This window comes from Streptomyces sp. NPDC007205, from assembly GCF_040634095.1.
GTDB lineage: Bacteria > Actinomycetota > Actinomycetes > Streptomycetales > Streptomycetaceae > Streptomyces.
Genome location: NZ_JBEYEW010000020.1, coordinates 92,062 through 113,160, shown reverse-complemented (window position 1 = coordinate 113,160; position 21,099 = coordinate 92,062). Strand labels below are relative to the sequence as shown.

Genomic DNA, 21,099 nt, shown 5'->3' with positions numbered 1-21,099 from the left:
GCGGCTGGATCGGAGCGGTAGACCATCGTGAGCGGCGAGAACTCTTCGGCGGACGGCGTTCAGCGGGTGTGGGACGTCGTCGTGGTGGGCGCGGGACCCGCGGGGGCCTCGGCCGCCTACGCGGCGGCGGTCGCGGGACGGCGCGTGCTGGTGCTGGAGAAGGCCGAGCTGCCCCGCTACAAGACCTGCGGCGGTGGCATCATCGGCCCCTCGCGCGACGCGCTGCCGCCCGGCTTCGAACTGCCCTTCCGTGACCGGGTGCACGCGGTCACCTTCTCCAGCAACGGCCGCTTCACCCGCACCCGCCGCTCCAAGCAGATGCTGTTCGGGCTGATCAACCGGCCCGAGTTCGACCAGCAGCTGGTCGAACACGCGCAGAAGGCGGGCGCCGAGCTGCGTACGGGCGTCACGGTGCAGCGGGTCGAACAGCACGGCTCGGCCGTCCCCGACCGGCGTACGGTCGCCGTGATCCTGCAGGGCGGCGAGACGGTGCTGGCCCGTGCGGTCGTCGGCGCCGACGGCAGCGCCAGCCGCATAGGAGCCCACGTCGGTGTGAAGCTGGACCAGGTCGACCTCGGTCTGGAGGCGGAGATCCCGGTGCCGGAGCCGGTCGCGGAGGACTGGAAGGGCCGGGTCCTCATCGACTGGGGCCCGCTGCCGGGCAGTTACGGCTGGGTGTTCCCGAAGGGCGACGCCCTGACGGTCGGCGTGATCTCCGCGCGCGGTGAAGGTGCCGCCACCAAGCGGTACTTGGAAGACTTCATCGCGCGGCTCGGCCTCGCGGGCTTCGAGCCGAGCATCTCCTCCGGGCATCTGACCCGCTGCCGCGCCGACGACTCGCCGCTCTCCCGCGGCCGGGTGCTGGTCTGCGGGGACGCGGCGGGCCTGCTGGAGCCGTGGACCCGCGAGGGCATCTCCTTCGCGCTGCGCTCGGGCCGCCTCGCGGGTGAGTGGGCGGTCCGCATCGCCGAGGCGCACGACGCGGTCGACGCCCGGCGCCAGGCCCTGAACTACGCGTTCGCGATCAAGGCCGGGCTCGGCGTCGAGATGAGTGTCGGCAAGCGCCTGCTGACCGTGTTCGAGAAGCGTCCGGGCCTCTTCCACGCGGCCCTCACCGGCTTCCGTCCCGCATGGAAGGCGTTCCGGAACATCACGCAGGGCTCCACCTCGCTGGGCGAGCTCGTCCGCTCCCACCCGATCGCCCAGCGCGCCCTGACCACGCTGGACCGGGGGCAGACGGTCCCGGCCGAGGATCCGGCCGGCTCCTGACCTCCCGCGCCGGGTGGGCACTTGCGGAGGGCCGGGCCGGGGGGACTTGTGCAGGGCCGGGCCGGGGGGACTTGTGCAGGGCCGGGCTGGTTGGGGACTTGCGGAGGACTGGGCTGGGTGGGGGCCTGCGCAGGACCGGGCCGGTGGGGGGACGGTGCCGGTCCTGAACCGGTGCGGCTGCCCGGCGCAGGAACCGGTCAGCTCGTGACCGTGATGTGGAAGACCGGGTGGTCGGGGGCGATGCGGCGCAGGGCCTCGTCCGGGGAGTCGGGGCCCACCCCGTCGAAGAAGACACCGACCTCCGCCTTCCAGCGCTTGAGGTAGGCCCGAAGCAGCGGCACCTTGTCGTCGTCGGCGACCTCGGCGGCGGTGAAGACGTCCACGTTCTTGCCCAGCCGCAGTTCGCCGCCGCCGGCCGCCCGCATGTTGTGGGTCCACTGGACATGGCCGCGCGGCGCGAGCAGGTACTGCCGGCCGTCCACCGTCAGCAGGTTCACCGGGGTGGTGCGCCACTGTCCGCTCTTGCGCCCGCGCACCGCGAGGACCCGGGAACCCCAGATGCTGATGCCCCGCCGGCTCAGCCAGGCCACCGCCCGGTTGAAGACGTTGACGTTGAACCAGCCCGGCTTCTTGACGTGTGTCGACACGACGACCCCCGCGGTGGGGAGAGCGGTGCTCTCGCTTGGCTTCAGTATGGGGCAGCCTGCGGTAGCAACGGGATGGGCGTGGCGGCTCGGGACCGTGCTGGTGGGGGCCGTCGTACTTCCCCGGGAGTACGAGTGGTCACCTCGCTCGACGGACGTCCGCGCCGCCCCGCGGCGTCTACCGTGGCCTGCATGGAAGAAGCAGCGCGCCCCGGGGCAGTGGTGGCGGCACGGCCCGCCGTGGTGGAGCGCCCCGGACGATACGGAGCCGCACCGGGCGCGCCTGCCCTGGCGGTCCACCGCGCTGTTCACCGCGTTCGTGCTGATCGGCAGTGACTTCGCCGCGCAGAGCGAGCACCACCGCGTGCCCCTGAACGGCTACGCGCGCGTGCTGCTCGTCGTCGCCTCCGTCCTGCTGCTTTCTGGCGGCACCGGTACCCGGTGGCCGTGGCCTTCGGCACCGCGGCGGTGACCCTCGGCTACCTGGCCGCGGGCTACCCCTACGGGCCGGTCCTCCTGACCGTCGCCGTCAGCTGTTACAGCGCGGTCGTCGCCGGGCACCGGCGGGCCGCCTGGGCGTCCGTCGGCCTGCTGTGGGCCGGGCACGCCCTGGTCGCCCTCTGGCTCTACCGCCGGCTGCCGCCCTCGGGCGACCGGAGCGGGGGCCTCACCCAGGAGATCGTCATCGCCACCTGGGTGCTGGCCGTCGTCGCCCTGTCCGAACTGGCCCGGGTGCGGCGCGAACAGTGGGCCCGGGAGCGCCGACCGGGCGCAGGCGGCGCGGCGCCGCGCGGACGAGGAACGGCTGCGGATCGCCCGCGAGTTGCACGACGTCCTCGCGCACAGCATCTCCGTCATCAACGTCCAGGCCGGCATGGGTCTCGCGCTGCTCGACAGCGATCCCGAGCAGGCACGGGCCGCGCTCACCACCATCAAGGCCGCCGGCAAGGAGGCGCTCGGCGAGGTGCGCCAGGTCCTCGACACCCTGCGCGCCTCCGGAGACGCACCTCGCGCCCCGGCTCCCGGCCTGGACCGGCTGCCGGAACTCGTGGAGCAGGCGGCCGCGGCGGGACTGGCCGTGGAGATCGAGGGCGAGCCCCCACGGTATCGTGCAGGAAGCCCTGACCAACGTCGTACGGCACTCCGGATCGCGGTACGCGCGTTCGCCGACGACGGCGACGCGCTGCGGCTGCGCGTCGACGACGACGGTCCGGCCGCCGGCGCCGGCGCCGGGGGCAGCGGCAACGGGCTGGCCGGCATGCGGGAGAGGGCCGCCGCGCTCGGTGGCACCATTGAGGCGGGCCCGCGCCCCGACGGCGGCTTCCGGGTGCTCGCCGTACTGCCGTCGCACCCCGGGGAGGACCGGTGATCCGGGTACTGCTCGCCGACGACCAGTCGCTGGTGCGGGCCGGTTTCAGAGCGTTGCTCGACGCGCAGCCGGACATCGAGGTGGCCGGGGAGGCCGCCGACGGCGAGGGGGCGCTGCGCCTGGTACGCGAACTGCGGCCGGATGTCGTCCTGATGGACATCCGCATGCCCCTGCTGGACGGTCTCGCCGCCACCCGGCGCATCACCGGCGACGCGGATCCGGGGGACGTGAAGGTGGTCATGCTGACCACCTTCGAGCTGGACGAGTACGTCTTCGAGGCGATCCGCTCCGGCGCCTCCGGCTTCCTGGTGAAGGACACCGAACCGGACGAACTCCTGCGCGCGGTACGGGCGGTGGTCCAGGGTGACGCGCTGCTGTCGCCGGGCGTCACCCGCCGGCTGATCGCGGAGTTCGCGGCCCGCTCCAAGGAGCCCGCGGCGGCGGACGCCCTGGCCCGGCTCACCGAACGGGAGCGGGAGGTGATGGCGCTGGTCGGCATCGGCCTGTCCAACGAGGAGATCGCCCGCCGGCTGGTGGTCAGCCCGCTCACGGCCAAGACGCATGTGAGCCGCACGATGGTGAAGGGGGCGCGGGACCGCGCCCAACTCGTCGTGCTGGCCTATGAGTCCGGGTTGGTCAGGCCCGGCTGGCTGGGCTGAGCCGCCTGCCGGAAGCGGACCAGCACGCTGACCACCCGGGCCACGAACACGACCGGTGCGACCGCCATGCCGAGCCGCAGCAGGGTCTGGGACAGCAGGTGCGGCAGGTCGAAGAGCAGCGCGGGCCCGGCCACGGCCCCGAACAGCACCGCCGCCGCGAAGGCCGCGCTCACCAGGGCATAGCAGATCTCCACTGTCACCGCGTCCTGTTGGGCTCGGGTACGGCGTCCGCCGTATGCATACATTCCCACAGCCTCACAGACGTGCGCCCGGCGGAGCAACCAGCCCCGCCGGGCGCACGTTTCGGAAGCTTCCCCCTAGTCGCGGACCGGCACGCGGTCCGCTTCCGCCTCCTCCACGGTGGACCTGGCGATCACGAGGGACGGCTGGTTACGGCGGCTGCGCAGACCGGTGAGGGTGATCAGCAGGCCGGCCGCGGCGATGCCCGTCACGACCAGGAAGCCGGGCCGGTAGCTGTCCAGGACGGCCTGCGGGGTGGCGTGTGCAGGAGCGCCCGCGGTCACCACGGCCGTGACCACCGCCAGGAAGATCGCGCCGCCCACCTGCACCGAGGTGTTGAGCAGCCCGGAGACCATGCCCTGCTCGTGGTCCTCGACACCGTTGGTGGCCTGGATGTTGAGCGACGGGAAGACCAGCGCGCAGGCCGCGCCGATCAGCAGCATGGACGGCAGCACCACGGCCGCGTACACCGGGTCGAGGTCGACGCGCAGGAACAGCGCGTAGCCGAGGACCATGAAGGCGAAGCCGGCCGCGATCAGCCGTGGCGTGCCGAACCGGTCGACGATCGCGCCCACCTTCGTGGAGGACACCGCCACCAGTGCGCCCGCCGGCAGGAACGCGAGCGCGGTGTGCAGCGCCGACCAGCCGAGCAGGGACTGCATGTACAGGGTCGTCAGGAACTGGAAGCCCACGTACGAGCCGAAGAAGGCGACCGCGCCGAGCTGGGCGCGGACCTGGCTGCCCGAGCGCAGCACGCCCAGCCGGATCAGCGGGCTCGGCGAACGCCGCTCGACCAGGACGAAGGCGGTCAGCAGGAGCGCCACGGCGAGGAACGACAGCAGGGTGCGGGCCGAGGCCCAGCCGGCCTCGGGAGCCTGGACGACGGTGAAGACCAGCAGCAGCATCGACGCGGTGCCGAGGACGGCGCCCGGGATGTCGTACCCGTCGTGGCTCTCCTCACGGGCGCTGCGCGGCAGCAGCCGCAGGCCGGCGAGCAGCGCGAGGAGCGCGATCGGCGCGGGCAGCAGCATGGTGAGGCGCCAGCTGGTCTCGGTGAGCAGGCCCGAGAGCACCAGGCCCATCGAGAAGCCGGTGGCGGCGCATGTGGTGTAGATGGAGAGGGCGCGGTTGCGCAGCGGGCCCTCGGGGAAGGTGGTGGTGATGATCGACAGGCCGGCCGGTGCCGTGAAGGCCGCGCTGAGGCCCTTGATGAAGCGGCTGGCGATCAGCAGCGGACCGGAGTCCACCAGCCCGCCGAGCAGCGAGGCCAGCGCGAAGACACCGAGGGCGACGAGGAACACCTGCCGCCGGCCGAGCAGGTCGGCGGTCCGGCCGCCGAGGAGGAGCAGGCCGCCGTAGCCCAGGATGTAGCCGCTGACGATCCATTGCAGCGTCGACGTGGACAGATGCAGGTCGGAGCCGATGGAGGGCAGCGCGACGCCGACCATCGACACGTCCAGCGCGTCAAGGAACATCGCCGCGCAGAGCACCAGCAGGGTGCCCCACAGCCGGGGAGTCCAGCGCACCGCGGAGAACGGGGACGCGGGGGTGGTGAGCGGAGAGGTCATGCCGATGACACTACATGCGCATGCATCGAATGCAAACGCATTTAATTCCGATGCAATAATCCTGGTTCCTCTGCTACGGTGCGCTCATGGCGTCGAACGGAGCCGAGCAGGCGCTCGTGGAGCAGTGGCGGGACATCCTCGCGCTGCACGCGCACACCCAGTGCGAGCTGGACCGGGCACTCGGCGGACACGGCCTGTGCGCCAGCGACTTCGAGGTCCTCGACCTGCTGGCCGAGGGCAGGGCGGACGGCGGCTGCGCCTACCGTGTGCAGGAGATCTCCGAGCGTGTCCATCTCAGTCAGAGCGCCCTGTCCCGGCTGATCGGCCGCCTGGAGAAGGACGGCCTGGTCGAGCGCGCCATGTGCGCCGAGGACCGGCGCGGGGTGCGCGTGGCGCTCACGGCGAAGGGGCGCGCGCTGCACGGCGAGGTGCGGCCGGTGCAGCGCGCGGTGCTGGCCCGGATGCTGGGCGACGCCGACTGATCAGGCGTCAGATCCCGCCTTTCTCCCGCCACAGTGCGGCGAGCGACTGATCACCGGACACGGTCGGCACGGGCCCCCGGTTCCACAGGGCCAGGTACAACTCGTCGGCGGGGCCGGACAGTTCGGCCTCGGCTGCCCCGGCCTCCTCCCGCACGGTCGCCGGCGGCTCGTCCGTGAGCCGTACGGTCCACACCCCGTCCGCCCCCGCGCCCAGCGCCCGCACCCGCAGCACGCGTGGCTCCGGCGTGCGCACGCGGCTTTTGGACCGGGCGTGGAAACCGCGCAGCAACTCGTCGATGCCGTCCACCGCGAAGTCCGGCGCGATCGGGGACGCCGTACCGCCACGCGCGGTCTCGGCGTCGTAGCGGTGGATGGTCGTCTCGTGTGCCTGCCGACGCGTCCAGAAGGCCAGCGGTGAGGGATTGGGCGCCGGATGGAAGGTCCAGCACCGCACGTCTGCGGGCGCGGCGGCGAGGGTGTCGACCAGCAGGCGGTGGCTGTCCCGGTACCAGTCCACCAGCTCGGCGCCGTCGAAGTCCGGCGGGTCGCCGAGGGGCCGCGGCTCCGGGTGCCCGTCGGCGACGAACGCCGCGGCCCAGCGGTGCACCGCGCCGGTGTGCCGCAGCAGGTCGCGCACCTGCCACTCCGGGCAGGTCGGCACCTTGGCATCGGTCCCCGCCGCTGCGGCGGCCACCGCGAGCAGCCGGCCCTCCCGGTCCAGGATCTGAAGGAAGTCGGCAGTGTCCATGGAGGTGAGTGTGCCGGATGGAGCGCACTCGGGGAACGGCACTCCGTCTGTCCGTCCTGCGGTTTCCATGCTGACCGTCCGTCCTTCCGCTTCCGCGTCGGTCAGCTGTCCGTCGGCGTCTGCCTCACCGGTCCGACCGCCTCGCGTCACACGGGCGTCCTTCCGCTTCCGCGGCGCCCGTGCATCCCTCCGCTTCCGCGTCAACCGCCCATCGCCCGCCGTGTGGACACCCCGATGACCGCGGCGACGGCGGCCAGCGCCGCGACGCTGGTGAGTGCGGTCGGGAGGGAGAACCAGTCGGCCATGAACCCGATCGCGGGCGGTCCGAGGAGCATGCCGCTGTAGCCCAGTGTCGAGGCGACGGCCACGCCCGACGGACCGGTCAGCGCACCGGCCCGTTCGACGGCGACCGGGAAGAGGTTCGCGAGGCCGAGTCCGGTGACGGCGAAGCCGATCAGCGCCGCCCACACGGACGGTGCGAGCGAGCCGAGCAGCATGCCCACCGTCGCGACGGTGCCGCCGGCGATCACCGTACGGGGGCGGCCGAGACGCTCCAGCAAGGCCGTGCCGGTCGCCCGGCCCACGGTCATGGCCAGCGCGAAACACGCGTACCCGGTGGCCGCCGCGCCGGACGACGCCGCGAGGTCCTGCTGGAGGTGGAGCGCGCCCCAGTCGGCCATGGCGCCCTCGCCGTAGGCGGTGCACAGTGCGACCAGACCGAAGACGACGACCAGGCCCCGGCCACCGGTCCGCCGCGGCGCGGCACGGTCCGGTGCCGTCCCCGGTGAGGGAAGCCGGTGCGCCGGTGCCGGCGGCTCCGGCCGCAGCAGGGTGCGTCCGGCGACGGCCGTGACGAGCAGCCCGATCAGAGTGAGGCCGAGCAGATGCCGGGTGGGGGAGAGCGCACCGGCGACCAGTCCGCCGAGACCGGCGCCGATCATGCCGCCCAGGCTGAACGCGGCGTGGAACGTGGGCATGACCGGCCGCCGCAACGCGGCCACCAGGTCGACGGCGGCGCTGTTGAAGGCGACGTTGACGCCGCCGTACGCGGCGCCGAAGAGGAGGAGTACGGCGCCCAGGGCGGCTGCCGAGTGGGTCAGCGGGGGGAGGCTGACGCTGAGGGAGAGCAGGACGGCGCAGCCGACGGTGACCGGATGGTTGCCGTAGCGGCGGCAGAGCCGCCCGATGAGGGTCATGGTGACGACGGCGCCGGCGGAGACGCCGAGCAGGGCCAGCCCCAGGTCACCGGCGGAGGCGTCGGTCTGCTGCTTGATGGCGGGGATACGGACGACCCAGCCCGCGAAGATGAAGCCGTCGAGGGCGAAGAACGCGGTGAGGGCGACGCGGAGGCGGGTGAGGTCATGGCTGTCACCCGGCACCACACTGTGCGAACGGGTTTTGTTTAGTAGCGGCACAAACTCAGGTTAGGTGGGTGCGCGCGATGAGGCAAGGGGGGTGCGGGGCTGCCCCGGACGCCGCGCCGCGCTGCCCGGGTCCGCACCCGTCTGGAAGGGCCGATGTGGCCTTGAGCTGCGCCTACTTGTGCTTTGCCGTGACGGCGGCGGCGTCAACGCGGCGAGTCCGCAGGCCCGTCCGTGTACTCCCGCGGTCTCCGGGCCCGGCTCGCCGCCGGACACATGTCGGTTAATGCTTGCTCACAAGCTGGTTGCCGACCGGTGAGCGGTCCATGATGGCCCCATGACGTTGGCCTCGCGCGCGCTCGCGCAACTGGCGACCTGGCCCGACCTGAGGCAGGCGGTCCCGAGCTGCGGCCTGGGACAGGCGGTGAGTTCGGCCCAGGGCGAGATCGCCCACTTCCACTCGGACCGCGATGTCGATCTGCGGCTGACCGACCGGGCCGTCCGCCGGTTCGCCAAGGATTTCAGGGGCTCGGGGGCGATCAGGATCGTGCCCGGCTCGCAGTGGGTGACCCTGCGCCTCGACGCCGCGAGCGACGTCGACCTGCTGCTGACCCTGGTGAGCGTGGCGCTCCAGGCCCAGCAGTCCTGGCCCGACCCGGCCGACCGGCCGCTGTTCGGCTGCAACGACCAGCGGGGCGCGGGGTTCGTGAAAGCCGACCTCGGCGCGTTCTGAGGTCGCCGGCCGTCACACCGCCAGGACCCGGACGCCCGCTTCCTCGAAGCGCCGCACCGTCTCCTGCTCCACCGCCGTGTCCGTCACGAGCGTGTCCACCAGTTCCGTCCCGCAGATCCGGGCGAACGCCCGCTGGCCCAGCTTGCTGGAGTCCGCGGCGACCACCACCCGCTCGGCGCGCTCGCACAGCAGCCGGTTGATCGCGGCCTCAGCCTCGTCATGGGCCGCCGCTCCGTGCGTGACGTCGAAGGCGACGACACCCAGCACCGCCACGTCGAGCGTGATCTGCCCGAGCACCCCGTCGGCGAGCGGGCCGATGAGTTCGTACGACTGCGGACGCGCCACCCCGCCCGTCACCACGATCTTGAACTGGGGCCGTACGGCAAGCTCGTTGGCGATGTTGAGCGCATTGGTGACGATGGTCAGCGCGGGGGAGGCGCTGGACAGATCGCCGCGCACGGCCAGGGCGCGGGCCACCTCCGTGGTGGTCGTGCCGCCGGTCAGGCCCACCGCCTCGCCCGGCGCCAGCAGATCGGCCACGGCCTTGGCGATGCGCTGCTTCTCCGAGGCGCGGCGGGCCGTCTTGTAGCGGAGCGGGAGTTCGTACGACACCCCGTGCACCACCGCACCGCCCCGGGTACGCACCAGCATCTGCTGCTCGGCGAGCTGGTCGAAGTCCCGGCGGATCGTCGCCGCCGACACCTCAAGCTCGGCCGCCGCCTCCTCGACCTCCAGCCGGCCGCGTTCGACGAGCAGGTCCAGCAGCGCCTTCCAGCGGGCGTCCCGGGACATCCGCAGCCTCCGTTCTGACGTGTTCCCGGTGACCCTAGCGCACCTCGCTCTGCGGGCGAATGCTTGATTGTGCTCGAAAGCTCGCTATATCTTGCAGGAACAATCAGCAAGGGGGAGGGTATGGGCATGACGCATGTCGAGAACGAGCTGAACAGCCAGCCCGAGTGCTGGGTACGGGCGGCCGAGGCGGCGGGGCGGTACCGGGACGCGCTGCCGGGGCCGGGGGAGCGGATCGCGATCGTGGGGTGCGGGACCTCGTACTTCATGGCGCAGGCGGTGGCCGGCCTGCGGGAAGGTGCCGGCCAGGGCGAGACCGACGCGTTCGCGGCCTCCGAGTTCCCGTACGGGCGGTCGTACGACCGGGTGGTGGCCCTCACCCGCTCCGGCACCACCACCGAAGTGCTGGAACTGCTGAGCGAGTTGAAGGGCAGGACACGCACCACGGGCATCACCGGCGATCCCGACAGCCCGGTCGCGAGCGCCGCCGACGACCTCGTCGTGCTGGACTTCGCCGACGAACGCTCCGTCGTCCAGACCCGGTTCGCCACCACCGCCGTCACCCTCCTGCGCGCCCACCTCGGCCTGCACACCGACTCCGTCGTCGCCGACGCGCGCACGGCCCTCGCCACTCCTCTTCCCGAAGGACTGGTCGCCTGCACGCAGTTCACCTTCCTCGGGCGAGGCTGGACCGTCGGCCTCGCCCACGAGGCCGGGCTGAAGATGCGTGAGGCCTCGCTGTCCTGGACCGAGACGTACCCCGCGATGGAGTACCGGCACGGCCCGATCAGCATCACCACCGAGGGCACCGCCACCTGGATGCTCGGCGAGGCACCCGAGGGACTCGCCGAACAGGTCCGCGCCACCGGCGGGCTGTGGATCGACGGCGGACTCGACCCGCTCGCCGAACTCGTCCGCGTCCAACGGCTCGCGGTCGCCGTCGCCGCCGCCCGCGGCCTCGACCCCGACCAGCCGCGTCATCTCACCCGCTCGGTGATCCTCACCCCCTGAGCCCCGACCCGCGCCCCGGAAGGACACCTCACGTGCCCCTCGCGTCCACCGGCGAGCTGGTCACCGCCGCCGCCGAAAACCGATCCGCCGTCGCCGCGTTCAACATCATCACCCTGGAGCACGTCGAGGCCGTCATCGCCGGCGCCGAGTCGGCCGGTGCGCCCGTCGTCCTCCAGGTCAGCGAGAACGCCGTCAAGTTCCGCTACGGGCGGCTGCTGCCGCTGGCCCGGGCGGCCGTCGCCGCCGCCGAACGCGCCGCTGTCCCCGTGGCGTTGCACCTGGACCACGTACAGAGCGACCATCTGCTGCGCCAGGCGCCCGACGCCGGCTTCAGCTCGGTGATGTACGACGCGGCCCGGCTGCCGTACGCCGACAACCTCACCGCGACCCGGGCCGCCGCCGACTGGGCACACGCCCAAGGGCTGTGGATCGAGGCCGAGTTGGGCCAGGTCGGCGGCAAGGACGGCAGACCGCCGCTGGACGCCCACGCACCGGGCGCCCGCACCGACCCCTACCAGGCGCGCGACTTCGTGGCCTGCACCGGCGTCGACGCGCTCGCCGTCGCCATCGGCAGCGTGCACGCGATGACCACCCGCACCGCCACCCTCGACCACGGCCTGCTCAAACGGCTGTCCGCCGCGCTGTCCGTCCCGCTCGTCCTGCACGGCTCCTCCGGCGTACCGGACGACGGCCTGGTCGCGGCGGTCGCCGGCGGCATCGCCAAGGTCAACGTCGGCACGGCGCTGAACATCGCCATGACCGGCGCGATCCGGGATTTCCTCGCCGCCCATCCGGAGGCCGTGGATTCGCGCAAGTATCTCAGTGTGGGCCGGGATGCGATGGCTTCCGAGGTGCGGCGGATCATCGGGGTCCTCGGGTAGAGGTTCGTCTGCGGCTCAGCCCTTCTTGACAGCCCTCAGCACCACGAACTTCGGATCGCTGGCCACCAGTTCACAGCTGCCGAACAACCGCTTCAGCGTCACGTGGTATCCCAGATGCCGATTCCCGATCACCCACAGCTCACCCCCCGGCCGAAGCGAGCGCAGCGCTCCCGTGAACATGCGCCACGCCGTCGCGTCGCTCGTCGCCTGGTGGGAGTGGAACGGCGGGTTGTTCAGGACCAGGTCCACACTGCCCGGCGCCACCCCGGCCAGCCCGTCCCCGACCCGGAACTCCGCGTGCCCGGGCACGCCGTTCGCCTTGTACGTCGCCTCCGCCGAGGCCACCGCCTGGAACGACTCGTCCACGAACAGCACTTCGGCCCTCGGGTCCGCCAGCGCCATCGCCGTACCGACGACGCCGTTGCCGCACCCGAGGTCCACCACGCGGCCCGCTCCCGGTCCGGGCAGGTGCCGCAGGAAGAACCGGGTGCCGATGTCGAGCCGGTCGGCGCAGAACACGCCCGCGTGGTTGACGACCGTACGCCCGGAGACCACGCCGATCCCGTCCGGGAGCGCATAGCTGTACGGCCACGGGTTCTCGGGCCGGGCCGCCGCCGGGTACGGGGTGCAGAAGATCAGCCGGGCCTTCTGCCGGGCCAGTGAGGTCCGGGTCGGCCCGAGGATCCGCTCGAACAGCTGGAGCGTGGAGGTGTGGATCTCCTTCACCATGCCGGTGCCGACGACCACCGTGTCCGCGTGCACGGCGGGCGCCAGCCGCAGCAGTTGGTCCTCCAGCAGCGCCAGGCTCTTCGGCACCCGCACCAGCAGCACGTCCACCCGCTCCGGCGGCGGATCCTGGGTGGTGAGCAGCCGGACGGCACCGGGCTCGACACCGGCCCGCGCCAGGTTCGCCCGGGTCGCCTCCTGGCTCAGGAAGGAGTCGGTGATCTGCGTCGGCCGGTGCCCCGCGAGCGCCGTGACCAGCGCACCCCAGCGGTCCCCGAGCACCACGACCGAGCCCGTGAGCGGCACCCCCTCCTCGGCCAGGTGCCGCAGCAGGTACGCGTCGGAGGCGTCCCAGGCGCGCAGGCGGTCGCGGGGATCCTCGGGGAAGCGGGACAGCTCGATCTCGCCCCACGGTGTCGTCATACGGTCGCTCATCGTGCCTCCAGGCTAGCCGAGCCGCAGCTCAGGAGTGGTGGGGCGGCCCTGCGGCATGATGGAGCGCGTGGACGCGGAGCTGTTTTCCAGGGAGAGCGCGGAGGTCGCGCCGGGCGCCGTGCACGTCCCGGACTGGCTGGACGCAGGCCGGCAGCGCGAGCTGCTCGCCGCCTGCCGCGCATGGGCGCGGCCACCGGCCGGCCTGCGCACCGTCCGCACACCGGGCGGCGGCACGATGACCGCGCGGCAGGTCTGCCTGGGCCGGCACTGGTACCCGTACGCCTACGCCCGCACGGTCGTCGACGGCGACGGCGCCCCCGTGAAACCGTTCCCGGACTGGCTCGGTGAGCTGGGCCGGCGCGCCGCCGTCGCCGCGCTGGGCCCGCAGGAGCCGTACGTCTACGACATCGCGCTGATCAACTTCTACGACGGCGACGCCCGCATGGGCATGCACCGCGACAGCGACGAGAAGGCGGACGCGCCGGTGGTCTCCCTCAGCCTCGGCGACACCTGCGTCTTCCGCTTCGGCAACACCGGGACGCGCGCGAAGCCGTACACCGACGTGGAACTGCGCAGCGGTGACCTGTTCGTCTTCGGCGGGCCCTCCCGGCTCGCCTACCACGGGGTACCGCGCGTGCACCCGGGCACCGCCCCGGCCGGGCTGGGCCTTGCCGGACGGCTGAACATCACCCTGCGGGTGAGCGGCCTGTAGCCGGCGGCGCCGGCCACCCCGGGTGCGGATCATGGGAGACTCGCCCTCATGAGCGGCAAGGCGGATCCCCGGACAGCGGGGGAGAGGACCACCTCGAAAGCGCGGCTGGACCGGGGGCGTGGTGCACTCGGACCCGCGCTGGAACTGGTGCACACCGGGCGGGCACCGACCCGCGCCGTGCTCACCGCGGAACTCGGGGTCACCCGGGCGACGGCGGGGGCGGTGGCCGCCGAGCTGGAGGCGCTCGGGCTGATCCGGGTGGACGCCCGGCCGGGCGCCGCGGCCGGCTCCCAGGGCCGGCCCTCGCACCGGCTGGAGGTCGCCGAGGACGGCCCGGTGGCCCTCGCCGCGCAGGTCCACGCCGACGGCTTCCGGGCCGCGCTGGTCGGTCTCGGCGGGCGGATCGTGGCGACCGCGCCCGGCTGCGAGACCGTCGACGCAGACCCGGCGAAGGTGCTCGGTTCGGTCGTCGAGGCGGGCGCGGAACTGCTGCGCACCACCGGCCGCCGCTGCGTCGGCGCCGGACTCGCCGTGCCGTCCGCCGTGGCCGAACCGGACGGCCTCGCGCTCAACCCCCTGCACCTGGCCTGGGCCGTCGGCGCACCGGTCCGGCGGATCTTCGCGGAGTGCGTCCGCGCCGCGGGCATCACCGGCCCGGCCTTCGCGGGCAACGACGTCAACCTCGCCGCGCTCGCCGAACACCGGCACGGCGCCGGGCGGGGCGCCCGGGACCTGCTGTGCGTGGCCACCGGTCACCGGGGCGTGGGCGGCGCGCTGGTGCTGGACGGCCGCCTGCACACCGGCAGTTCGGGTCTGGCCCTGGAGGTCGGTCACCTCACCGTCAACCCGGAGGGCAGACCCTGCCACTGCGGCAGCCGCGGCTGTCTGGACGTCGAGGCCGACCCGCTGGCCCTGCTCGTCGAGGCCGGCCGCGAGCCGGGCCCCGAGGTGTCCCTGCTCCAGCAGGCCGACGACCTGCTGCGCACCCAGTACGCCGACCCGGCCGTCCGTACGGCTGCCGAGGCCCTGATCGACCGGCTGGGCCTGGGCCTGGCCGGCCTCGTCAACATCCTCAACCCCGACCGCATCATCCTCGGCGGCCTCCACCGCACCCTCCTGGACGCCGACCCCGGCCGGCTGCGTGCGGTCGTCGCCGACCGCAGCCTGTGGGGACAGAGCGGCGGCGTACCGATCCTGCCCTGCACGCTCGACCACAACAGCCTCGTCGGCGCGGCCGAACTGGCCTGGCAGCCGGTGCTCGACGACCCGCTCGGGGCGCTGCGGTGACCGCTTCGGCCGTGGAGATCCTGCCCGTCCGGCGCATCCGCCTGGTCGAGTCGGCCCTGCCGGAACTGTCGGACCGCCACCGCTCGGCGATGGACCACGCGTGGGAGGCGGCCGTACGCGCCACCCCGGCCCTGTTCGACGGCCCGGTGGCCGCGCTGACCGGGCTCGAACGGGACGGCGCCGACGGGCTGGTGCTGTCCTGGGCGCGGGCCACCTACCGGTACCGGGCGCTGCGCCAGGTGCCCGACGCTCCCGCGTACGCGTCCCTGTTCGTGTCCGTGGCACAGCCGGCCGACGACGGACGCCTGACGGTGGGCCGGATGGCGCGCTCCACCGCGGCTCCGGGCCGCTGGCAGCTGCCCGGCGGCACCGTGGAACCCCCTGACGGTGACAGCGAGTTGGACCTCACGACGCTGCGGGCGCACGCGGCCCGCGAACTGGCCGAGGAGACCGGCTCCGACACCCCGGCCGACGCTCTGAGGCCGTGGCTGACCACCCGCGGCGGTCGCGGCAGCGTCGGCGTCGTGTTCACCGCCCCGCCGCGCCCCGCGGAGGAGTTGTACGACCGGTACACGGAGCTGGTGAAGACGGAGACCGCCCAGGGCCGCGAGCCCGAGTTCGACCGGATCGAACTGCTCGGCTCGACCACCGATCTGGAGTCGCTCGACGGACCGCACGTCGACTATCTGCGGCCGGTACTCGGCGCCTACCCGCCCGCCTGAGCCGTCAGGCTCCACAGGCCGCCACCAGCGGACGGCGCAGATCCGCCCGACGGAGGCCCACGACGTGGCGTACACGGTCGACAACTGCTCCCGCACGGCCCGCCTCGGCGCCTTCCGCTGGGGCCCCGCTTCCAGGCCGCGTACGAGCACATCGCCCTGCATGGCCGCCAACTCCCCACCCCAAAGGGGCGCGGGGAACTGCGTGGCCGGCCATGGACGATCCGCAGCCGCCGAACGACAGAACCACGCGGGGCGCTCAGGCAAGGACGATCACCGCCAGTCGACCGCGAACGCCCGCCCAGGATGCTCGGCAAGCATCCGCTCCACCAGCTCCGCACCCAACTCCACCTCAAGCCGCGGCCGAGCCCTGCGCAGCAGATACGGCATGCCGGGCCCGCCATCGACGGAACGGCCGCCGGCCACCACGGTGTCGCCGCCGAGCAGCAGCCGGTCGCCGAAGCCGGCCTCCGCCAGGGCCCGTACCGCCTCCGGCATCCGCCAGTCGGTGGCGTGATGGGCGTGGGAAGGCCCGTCGAAGGCCAGCCAGCAGCCCGACGCGGCGGCCTGGCGCTGCACCACCGGGTCGGGGGAGCGGTTCAGATGGCCGAGGATCACCCGGTCACCGGGCACGCCTAACTCGCCGCACAGCAGATCGAGTACGTCCAGCGCACCGGTGCCCAGCTCCAGATGCACGGCGATGGGCGCGCCGGTGGCATGGTGCGCCTCGGCCGCCGCCGTCATGGTCCAGCGGGCGTGCGCGTCGAGCGCGTGGAAGCCGCCCGCCACCTTGATCAGACCGGCGCGCACCCCGGTCGTACCGATACCCTCGGTCAGCTCGGACACGAACAGCTCGGCGAGGCCGGAACCGCGCAGCCTGCCGAGCAACTCGGCGTCGTAGTGGGCGGCTTGGTGCAGTCCCGTGGCGCACACCAGCCGCACACCGGTGGTCCGGGACAGCTCCGCAAGCTCCGCCGTCCGCCGTCCCATCCCGTACGGCGTCCACTGGACCACGGCCGCTCCGCCCGCCGCCCGGAACGCGGCCAGTTCGCCTCGCGCCGCCGCCACATCGTCCAGCTCCTGTCCGGGCATCTGCCGGCTGCGCAGGAAGAGATGGTCGTGCGCGTCGCACACACCCAGCTCCTCGGGCGGGATGTCGCCGAGGACCGTGCGGACCTGGCTCACCACTGCCGCCCGCGCGGGAGCCGGTCCCGGCCGGGTGCGGACAGGTGCAGCACCTGGAAGAGGTCACCGTCAGCCTTCGGCGTGTCGTGCTCCCAGAGCGAGAAGTGCACCAGCTCCCAGGCCCGCGTGTCGACCGCGGACGCCGCCAGCACCGCGCCGTCCTCCGCCGCCAGCCGCCCGGTCTCGGCCGCCGCATCCGCCATGAAGGCCGCCAACTCCACGCCCTCCGGCACCGGCTGACGTCGGCGCACGGCGAACGAGGGTGCGGAACCGGTGGCGGAACCCTCCTCGAACGCCAGACCGGTCCACTGCCGTATCGCGGGCCGCCCGAAGTCGTCGACGGGCCCCTGGAAGGCCCCTCCCCACAGGAAGCCGTTCATGCCTTCCATCGTGTTCCAGAGATAGAACGGCCCGTACTGGTTCACCGGCGAGCCATGCACCCCGCGCTCGCGCAGCACATACGTCTTGATGCCGAGGCCGTCCCAGTCGTCCAGCAGATGGGCGACACGGGCGACGCGGGAGCGGATCACGCCCATGTCGTAGTCCGCGGGCAGGGTGAACTCGTACTGCATGGCATGCATGTCGGAACCTCTCAGTTTTCCTGTCCGGGACTGCGGGGCGCGAGCAGGGAGAGCAGGCCCCGGACGCCGGCGTCGAAGGCGGCGGGGGAGCCGGAGGCGCGGGCGAGGACATAGCCGCCCTGCACGGTCGCGAGGACGGCCGCGCCGATCTCCTCTCCGTCCAGCGAGGGTGCGAACTGCCCCTGCCGCTTGCCCTCTTCGACGATCTCGGCGATCCGCTCCCGGATCCACGCGATCGTCTCGTCCACCGGCGCGCGCAGCTCGTCGCTGGCGATGACGTCCGGGTCCATGGTCAGCCGGCCGATGGGGCAGCCGCGCAGCACGTCACGCTCGCGCAGCAGATACGCCTCGATCCGCTCGTACGGCGTGCCCGGCCCGCCGAGGACGCGCTCCGCCGTGGCGCGCAGTTCGTCGGCGGTGCGCCGGATCGCCGCCAGGGCGAGATCCGGCTTGCCCTTGAAGTGGTGGTACATGCTGCCCTGGCCGGCGCCCGCGCGCTCCAGGATCGCCTTGGGGCTCGTGCCCACGTACCCGCGCTCCCACAACAGCTCACGGGTGGACTCGATCAGTCGTTCCGGGGTGCTCATGAAACTAGTGTACATACTAGTAGTTACAGTTTGTCGGTCCGGAGGGAGCAGGCGCACCCCACCGTCGTACTCCCGCGGAGGTACGCACACTGCCGCCAACCGCGCGACGCCCCGGACCCTCTGCCGGAGGGAGTCTCGTGGCATCCCCGGAGACCGGGGAAGACCGAGCCGACAACGGAGATGACCCGAGATGCAGAACCTGGCCGACTGGGGCGGCGGACCCGGCCCGTGGATCCTGTTCTTCCCGCTGATCTGGGCGGCCGTCGTGATCGGCGCCGCCACGATCCTGCGGCGCACCGGCCTGCGCGGCCGCGGCGGCCCCTGGCGTCCGAGGGACGGGGGACGGCCCGCGGGCGACTCGCCGCTCGCGGTGCTCGGCCGCCGTTTCGCCTCCGGCGAGATCGACGAGGACGAGTACTGGCGCCGCCTGTCCGTCCTTGAGGAGCAGTTCGGCCGCGCGGGAAGGGGAGGCGCGGCATGACCACGACGACCGCACCGCAGGCCGCGGCCCGGGTGGTGGTCGCGGTCAAGGTGTACGGCGGCGGTGACACCGCCGTACGCGCCCTGGCAGGCGTCGACGTCTCCTTTCCCGCTGGACGCCTCACCGCGATCATGGGCCCATCGGGCTCCGGCAAGTCCACCCTCACGCGCTGCGCGGCCGGCCTCGACACGCTCACCTCCGGCGCCGCCTGGATCGGCGACACCGAGCTCGGCGGCTCGACGACCGCCGCCTGACGCTGCTGCGCCGCGACCGGGTCGGCTTCGTCCTCCAGGCGTTCACCCTGGAACCGACGCTGACCGTCGCCGGGAACATCACCCTGCCGCTGGACCTGGCCGGGCGGCGCGGCGACCGGGAGTGGACCGACGCGCTCGTCGACGTCATCGGGCTGCGCGACCGGCTGCACCCAACGGCCCGCGGAACTCTCCGGTGGCCGGCAGCAACGCGTGGCCGTCGCACGGGCCTTCACCGGGCTGACGTGGTCTTCGCCGACGAGCCGACCGGCACCCCCGACTCCCGCTCCGGCGAGGAGGTCCTCGGCCTCCTCGGCTCCGCCGTACGCGACATGGACCGTCCCGGCGTGGCCGCCGCCGCCCCGGACATCCAGGGCGCGGGCCAACTCGTCGCCTTCGACGGACAGCCCGTCGGACGCCGGGGACCGCCCACGCCGGCCGGCAACTGAACGGGCCTGTTGCGGGCCGTCGGCCAGGCCCGTGCCCAACTGCGGGCCATGGTCCGCTGGGAGTCGGTCCTGGTCGCCGCGTTCGGCACGGTCGGCGGGCTCGGCCTCGGCGCCTTCCTGGGCTGGGTGCTGGCGAAGGCCTCGGACGGCGCGAGCGACACCGCGTTCGCCTTCGCCCTACCGCCCGCGCGGCCGGCCGAGGTGGCCCTCGGCGGTCTCTCCGCCGGCGCCCTCGCCGGCTGCCTCCGGGCCCGGCGCGCGGCCCGGCTGGACGTGCCGCGGGCCATCGCGACGGAGTGACTGCGTCGCATCCGCCGAGGCGCCTGCTCGTCGGGTCGCTTGAGAGCGTGCGCGAGTGTGGGGCGTGCCTGGCTTTCTGGGGGCAGCGCCTGCTCGTCGGGTCGCTGGAGGCGGTGCGCGGGTGCGGGTCCGCCGCGGCTGGTCGCGCGGTTCCCGGCGCCTCTCGGGGAACTGCAGGGCCGCCGGCGACAGGCGCCTGACCGGCGGGAGGCTATGTCCCGGACAGGCCTGACGCGTGCGCCACCGCGGGAGCGGGAGCCGCGATGCCGACCGGAGTCACGGCGGCACCCTGCGCGACGGCGGCCAACGGTACCGCGGAGCGGACAGGGGTGGCCCTGGCCGTCGGCCGTGGCTCCGTCCTACGGCGCGGCGCACTCGCCGGATGCGGCCGCACGACCGTCGGCGCGGGCAGCGTGAACCAGACGACCTTGCCGTTCTCGCCGTCCGGCCGCGCCCCCCAGCTCTCGCTGACCGCCGCGACCATGGCCAGTCCCCGACCACACGTGGCCAGCGGGCCGGCGTCGGGCGGGTCCATGGCGTCGGCAGGAACCGGAAGCCGTGGATCGTTGTCGCGCACCGAGACGGTGAGCCGGTCCGGCGCCAGTTCCAGCTCGACCGTGCACGACTTGTCGGGCCTCGCATGCCGGTGGACATTGCTCAGCAGCTCCGTCACACCGAGCGCGGCCCGGTCTATCAACGCGTCCATGTGCCAGTAGCGCAACTGCGCAGATACGATTCTGCGGACCTGGCCGATCCGCGACGGCAGAGCCTGGAGCTCCACCGTGCAGTGTCTGCTCGGGTGACTGATCACGGCTGCGACTCCCCGATGTAGAGGTCCGAACGGACCGGAAGAACACGGAGAAGAACGGATCCAGCAGGGTGCTTGCGTCCAAACGTCCGCCTGCTGTCATGGCCGGCGGGCTGGTTCGCAGCGTTATCGCCGGTAAACCCAGAGTGACGTGAGACCAGCGTGACGCAGCGGGTGCCCGCCCGCAACTCGCCGCAACGGACCGCTGCTCGGTGTGCGCCGTACGTTCCTCAGCCGCCGCGTCCCGCGGCGCGGCGCACCGCCTCGATGAACCGCCGTGCCGCGGGCGGCCCCGGCTCGCCCGGAGCCGGGTCATGCTCGCCCAGCGTCAGCAGGTACCGCTTGCCGTTGAGGTCGGCCAGCGCCTTGTCGTCCGGCCCGAACCACGGCTTGGACGCGCGCACCGCCTGCACCGGAGCGCTGTCGATCTCGCTGCCGTAGCTGGTGAGCAACTCCAGCCTGCCGTCGTTGATCCGGACCTGCCCGGCCCGGGTGAGCGAACGCAGCCGCTTGCCGATCCGCACGCCCTTGGCCGTGAACTCAGGCTCCGCCATCCTTCGCCGCCCCCTTGCCCGTGTGCTCTCGCGATCCCGTGTGCGCCCCCGTCAGGGCCTGTCCGAGGGACGATCGTCCCGTCGCGTGCAGTCTGCCTCCGTGCGGCCGGGAGCACCAGTACACGCGGGGCGCCTGTGACAGCCGCCCGGAGCACTCCCGCCAAATGCGCCCCCGGATGCCACCCACGCCTGTGCCCCAGGGCGTCTTTGGGTGGCTCAAAGATGCGTTTATGCAGGTGGGAAGCGGTGTCAAAGATGCCTATGCTCAAG

22 protein-coding genes and 3 pseudogenes are annotated in these 21,099 nt (G+C 73.1%); 13 read left to right on the top strand and 12 right to left on the bottom strand.

What is annotated here, in order from left to right; translation table 11 throughout:
• Window positions 1-27 precede the first annotated feature (27 nt).
• Window positions 28-1,269, top strand: coding sequence for a geranylgeranyl reductase family protein (locus ABZ624_RS28455; protein WP_360094819.1), 1,242 nt, complete (start codon window positions 28-30; stop codon window positions 1,267-1,269).
• Window positions 1,270-1,466: 197 nt separating this feature from the next.
• Here ABZ624_RS28455 and ABZ624_RS28450 read toward each other — a convergent pair whose 3' ends face one another.
• Window positions 1,467-1,916 (bottom strand): nitroreductase family deazaflavin-dependent oxidoreductase, encoded by a 450-nt coding sequence (locus ABZ624_RS28450; RefSeq protein ID WP_360094816.1) that lies wholly within the window; start codon window positions 1,914-1,916, stop codon window positions 1,467-1,469.
• 280 nt (window positions 1,917-2,196) lie between these two features.
• On the opposite strand from ABZ624_RS28450, the pseudogene ABZ624_RS28445 reads away from it, so the two are divergent.
• A pseudogene (locus tag ABZ624_RS28445) lies at window positions 2,197-3,282 on the top strand (histidine kinase).
• Window positions 3,279-3,941, top strand: coding sequence for a response regulator transcription factor (locus ABZ624_RS28440; protein WP_360094813.1), 663 nt, complete (start codon window positions 3,279-3,281; stop codon window positions 3,939-3,941). The pseudogene ABZ624_RS28445 and the gene ABZ624_RS28440 overlap by 4 nt, the downstream one beginning before the upstream one ends.
• Here the strand turns inward: ABZ624_RS28440 and ABZ624_RS28435 are convergent.
• Complete coding sequence (locus ABZ624_RS28435) at window positions 3,902-4,186, bottom strand: DUF6332 family protein (RefSeq protein ID WP_360094810.1); 285 nt, start codon at window positions 4,184-4,186, stop codon at window positions 3,902-3,904. The genes ABZ624_RS28440 and ABZ624_RS28435 overlap by 40 nt on opposite strands.
• Window positions 4,187-4,258: 72 nt before the next feature.
• Window positions 4,259-5,749 carry an MFS transporter gene (locus ABZ624_RS28430; RefSeq protein ID WP_360094807.1) on the bottom strand — a complete coding sequence of 497 codons (1,491 nt, stop codon included), beginning with the start codon at window positions 5,747-5,749 and terminating at the stop codon, window positions 4,259-4,261.
• 86 nt (window positions 5,750-5,835) lie between these two features.
• Here ABZ624_RS28430 and ABZ624_RS28425 point away from each other — a divergent pair, with 86 nt between their 5' ends.
• A complete protein-coding gene (locus ABZ624_RS28425) occupies window positions 5,836-6,231 on the top strand; it encodes a MarR family transcriptional regulator (RefSeq protein ID WP_360094804.1) in 396 nt (131 codons plus the stop codon).
• 7 nt (window positions 6,232-6,238) lie between these two features.
• Here ABZ624_RS28425 and ABZ624_RS28420 read toward each other — a convergent pair whose 3' ends face one another.
• Both ABZ624_RS28420 and ABZ624_RS28415 read right to left on the bottom strand, forming a co-directional pair.
• Window positions 6,239-6,979 (bottom strand): maleylpyruvate isomerase family mycothiol-dependent enzyme, encoded by a 741-nt coding sequence (locus ABZ624_RS28420; protein ID WP_360094801.1) that lies wholly within the window; start codon window positions 6,977-6,979, stop codon window positions 6,239-6,241.
• Between the two features lie 200 nt (window positions 6,980-7,179).
• Entirely contained in the window at window positions 7,180-8,358 is a 1,179-nt protein-coding gene (locus tag ABZ624_RS28415; RefSeq protein ID WP_360094915.1) for an MFS transporter, read from the bottom strand.
• A 319-nt stretch (window positions 8,359-8,677) separates the two neighbouring features.
• Here ABZ624_RS28415 and ABZ624_RS28410 point away from each other — a divergent pair, with 319 nt between their 5' ends.
• Complete coding sequence (locus ABZ624_RS28410; RefSeq protein WP_360094798.1) at window positions 8,678-9,073, top strand: luciferase family protein; 396 nt, start codon at window positions 8,678-8,680, stop codon at window positions 9,071-9,073.
• Window positions 9,074-9,085: 12 nt separating this feature from the next.
• On the opposite strand, the gene ABZ624_RS28405 is transcribed toward ABZ624_RS28410, so the two are convergent.
• Window positions 9,086-9,865, bottom strand: coding sequence for a DeoR/GlpR family DNA-binding transcription regulator (locus ABZ624_RS28405; RefSeq protein ID WP_360094795.1), 780 nt, complete (start codon window positions 9,863-9,865; stop codon window positions 9,086-9,088).
• 126 nt (window positions 9,866-9,991) lie between these two features.
• On the opposite strand from ABZ624_RS28405, the gene ABZ624_RS28400 reads away from it, so the two are divergent.
• Together ABZ624_RS28400 and ABZ624_RS28395 are read left to right on the top strand one after the other, a co-directional pair.
• Entirely contained in the window at window positions 9,992-10,873 is an 882-nt protein-coding gene (locus ABZ624_RS28400) for an SIS domain-containing protein (RefSeq protein WP_360094792.1), read from the top strand.
• 32 nt (window positions 10,874-10,905) lie between these two features.
• Entirely contained in the window at window positions 10,906-11,754 is an 849-nt protein-coding gene (locus tag ABZ624_RS28395) for a class II fructose-bisphosphate aldolase (RefSeq protein WP_360094789.1), read from the top strand.
• Window positions 11,755-11,769: 15 nt separating this feature from the next.
• Here the strand turns inward: ABZ624_RS28395 and ABZ624_RS28390 are convergent, their stop codons facing one another.
• Window positions 11,770-12,903, bottom strand: coding sequence for a methyltransferase (locus ABZ624_RS28390; RefSeq protein ID WP_360094912.1), 1,134 nt, complete (start codon window positions 12,901-12,903; stop codon window positions 11,770-11,772).
• Between the two features lie 79 nt (window positions 12,904-12,982).
• Between ABZ624_RS28390 and ABZ624_RS28385 the strand changes: the two genes are divergently transcribed.
• From ABZ624_RS28385 to ABZ624_RS28375, 3 genes are read left to right on the top strand one after another with little or no spacing between them, the layout of a single operon-like run.
• Window positions 12,983-13,627: an alpha-ketoglutarate-dependent dioxygenase AlkB gene (locus ABZ624_RS28385; RefSeq protein WP_360094786.1), complete on the top strand. Its 645-nt coding sequence runs from the start codon at window positions 12,983-12,985 to the stop codon at window positions 13,625-13,627.
• A gap of 48 nt (window positions 13,628-13,675) precedes the next feature.
• Entirely contained in the window at window positions 13,676-14,914 is a 1,239-nt protein-coding gene (locus ABZ624_RS28380) for an ROK family protein (RefSeq protein ID WP_360094783.1), read from the top strand.
• Complete coding sequence (locus ABZ624_RS28375; protein WP_360094780.1) at window positions 14,911-15,636, top strand: NUDIX hydrolase; 726 nt, start codon at window positions 14,911-14,913, stop codon at window positions 15,634-15,636. Before ABZ624_RS28380 ends, ABZ624_RS28375 begins: the two co-directional genes overlap by 4 nt.
• Window positions 15,637-15,906: 270 nt before the next feature.
• Here the strand turns inward: ABZ624_RS28375 and ABZ624_RS28370 are convergent, their stop codons facing one another.
• The 3 genes from ABZ624_RS28370 to ABZ624_RS28360 are packed head-to-tail and all read right to left on the bottom strand — an operon-like array spanning window position 15,907 to window position 18,001.
• Window positions 15,907-16,818, bottom strand: a complete 912-nt coding sequence (locus tag ABZ624_RS28370; RefSeq protein WP_360094778.1) for a phosphotriesterase — start codon at window positions 16,816-16,818, stop codon at window positions 15,907-15,909.
• Complete coding sequence (locus tag ABZ624_RS28365; protein WP_360094775.1) at window positions 16,815-17,399, bottom strand: DUF4865 family protein; 585 nt, start codon at window positions 17,397-17,399, stop codon at window positions 16,815-16,817. Before ABZ624_RS28365 ends, ABZ624_RS28370 begins: the two co-directional genes overlap by 4 nt.
• Before the next feature lie 11 nt (window positions 17,400-17,410).
• Window positions 17,411-18,001, bottom strand: coding sequence for a TetR/AcrR family transcriptional regulator (locus ABZ624_RS28360; protein ID WP_360094772.1), 591 nt, complete (start codon window positions 17,999-18,001; stop codon window positions 17,411-17,413).
• A gap of 175 nt (window positions 18,002-18,176) precedes the next feature.
• On the opposite strand from ABZ624_RS28360, the gene ABZ624_RS28355 reads away from it, so the two are divergent.
• From ABZ624_RS28355 to ABZ624_RS28345, 3 genes and pseudogenes are all read left to right on the top strand, one after another.
• Window positions 18,177-18,467, top strand: coding sequence for an SHOCT domain-containing protein (locus ABZ624_RS28355; protein ID WP_360094768.1), 291 nt, complete (start codon window positions 18,177-18,179; stop codon window positions 18,465-18,467).
• Window positions 18,464-19,047 (top strand): annotated as a pseudogene (locus ABZ624_RS28350) (ATP-binding cassette domain-containing protein); the annotation flags it as partial. The gene ABZ624_RS28355 and the pseudogene ABZ624_RS28350, both read left to right, overlap by 4 nt.
• Before the next feature lie 123 nt (window positions 19,048-19,170).
• Window positions 19,171-19,467 (top strand): annotated as a pseudogene (locus ABZ624_RS28345) (ABC transporter permease); the annotation flags it as partial.
• 211 nt (window positions 19,468-19,678) lie between these two features.
• On the opposite strand, the gene ABZ624_RS28340 reads toward ABZ624_RS28345, so the two are convergent.
• Window positions 19,679-20,278 (bottom strand): ATP-binding protein, encoded by a 600-nt coding sequence (locus tag ABZ624_RS28340; RefSeq protein WP_360094765.1) that lies wholly within the window; start codon window positions 20,276-20,278, stop codon window positions 19,679-19,681.
• 227 nt (window positions 20,279-20,505) lie between these two features.
• Complete coding sequence (locus ABZ624_RS28335) at window positions 20,506-20,829, bottom strand: hypothetical protein (RefSeq protein WP_360094762.1); 324 nt, start codon at window positions 20,827-20,829, stop codon at window positions 20,506-20,508.
• Window positions 20,830-21,099: the final 270 nt, after the last annotated feature.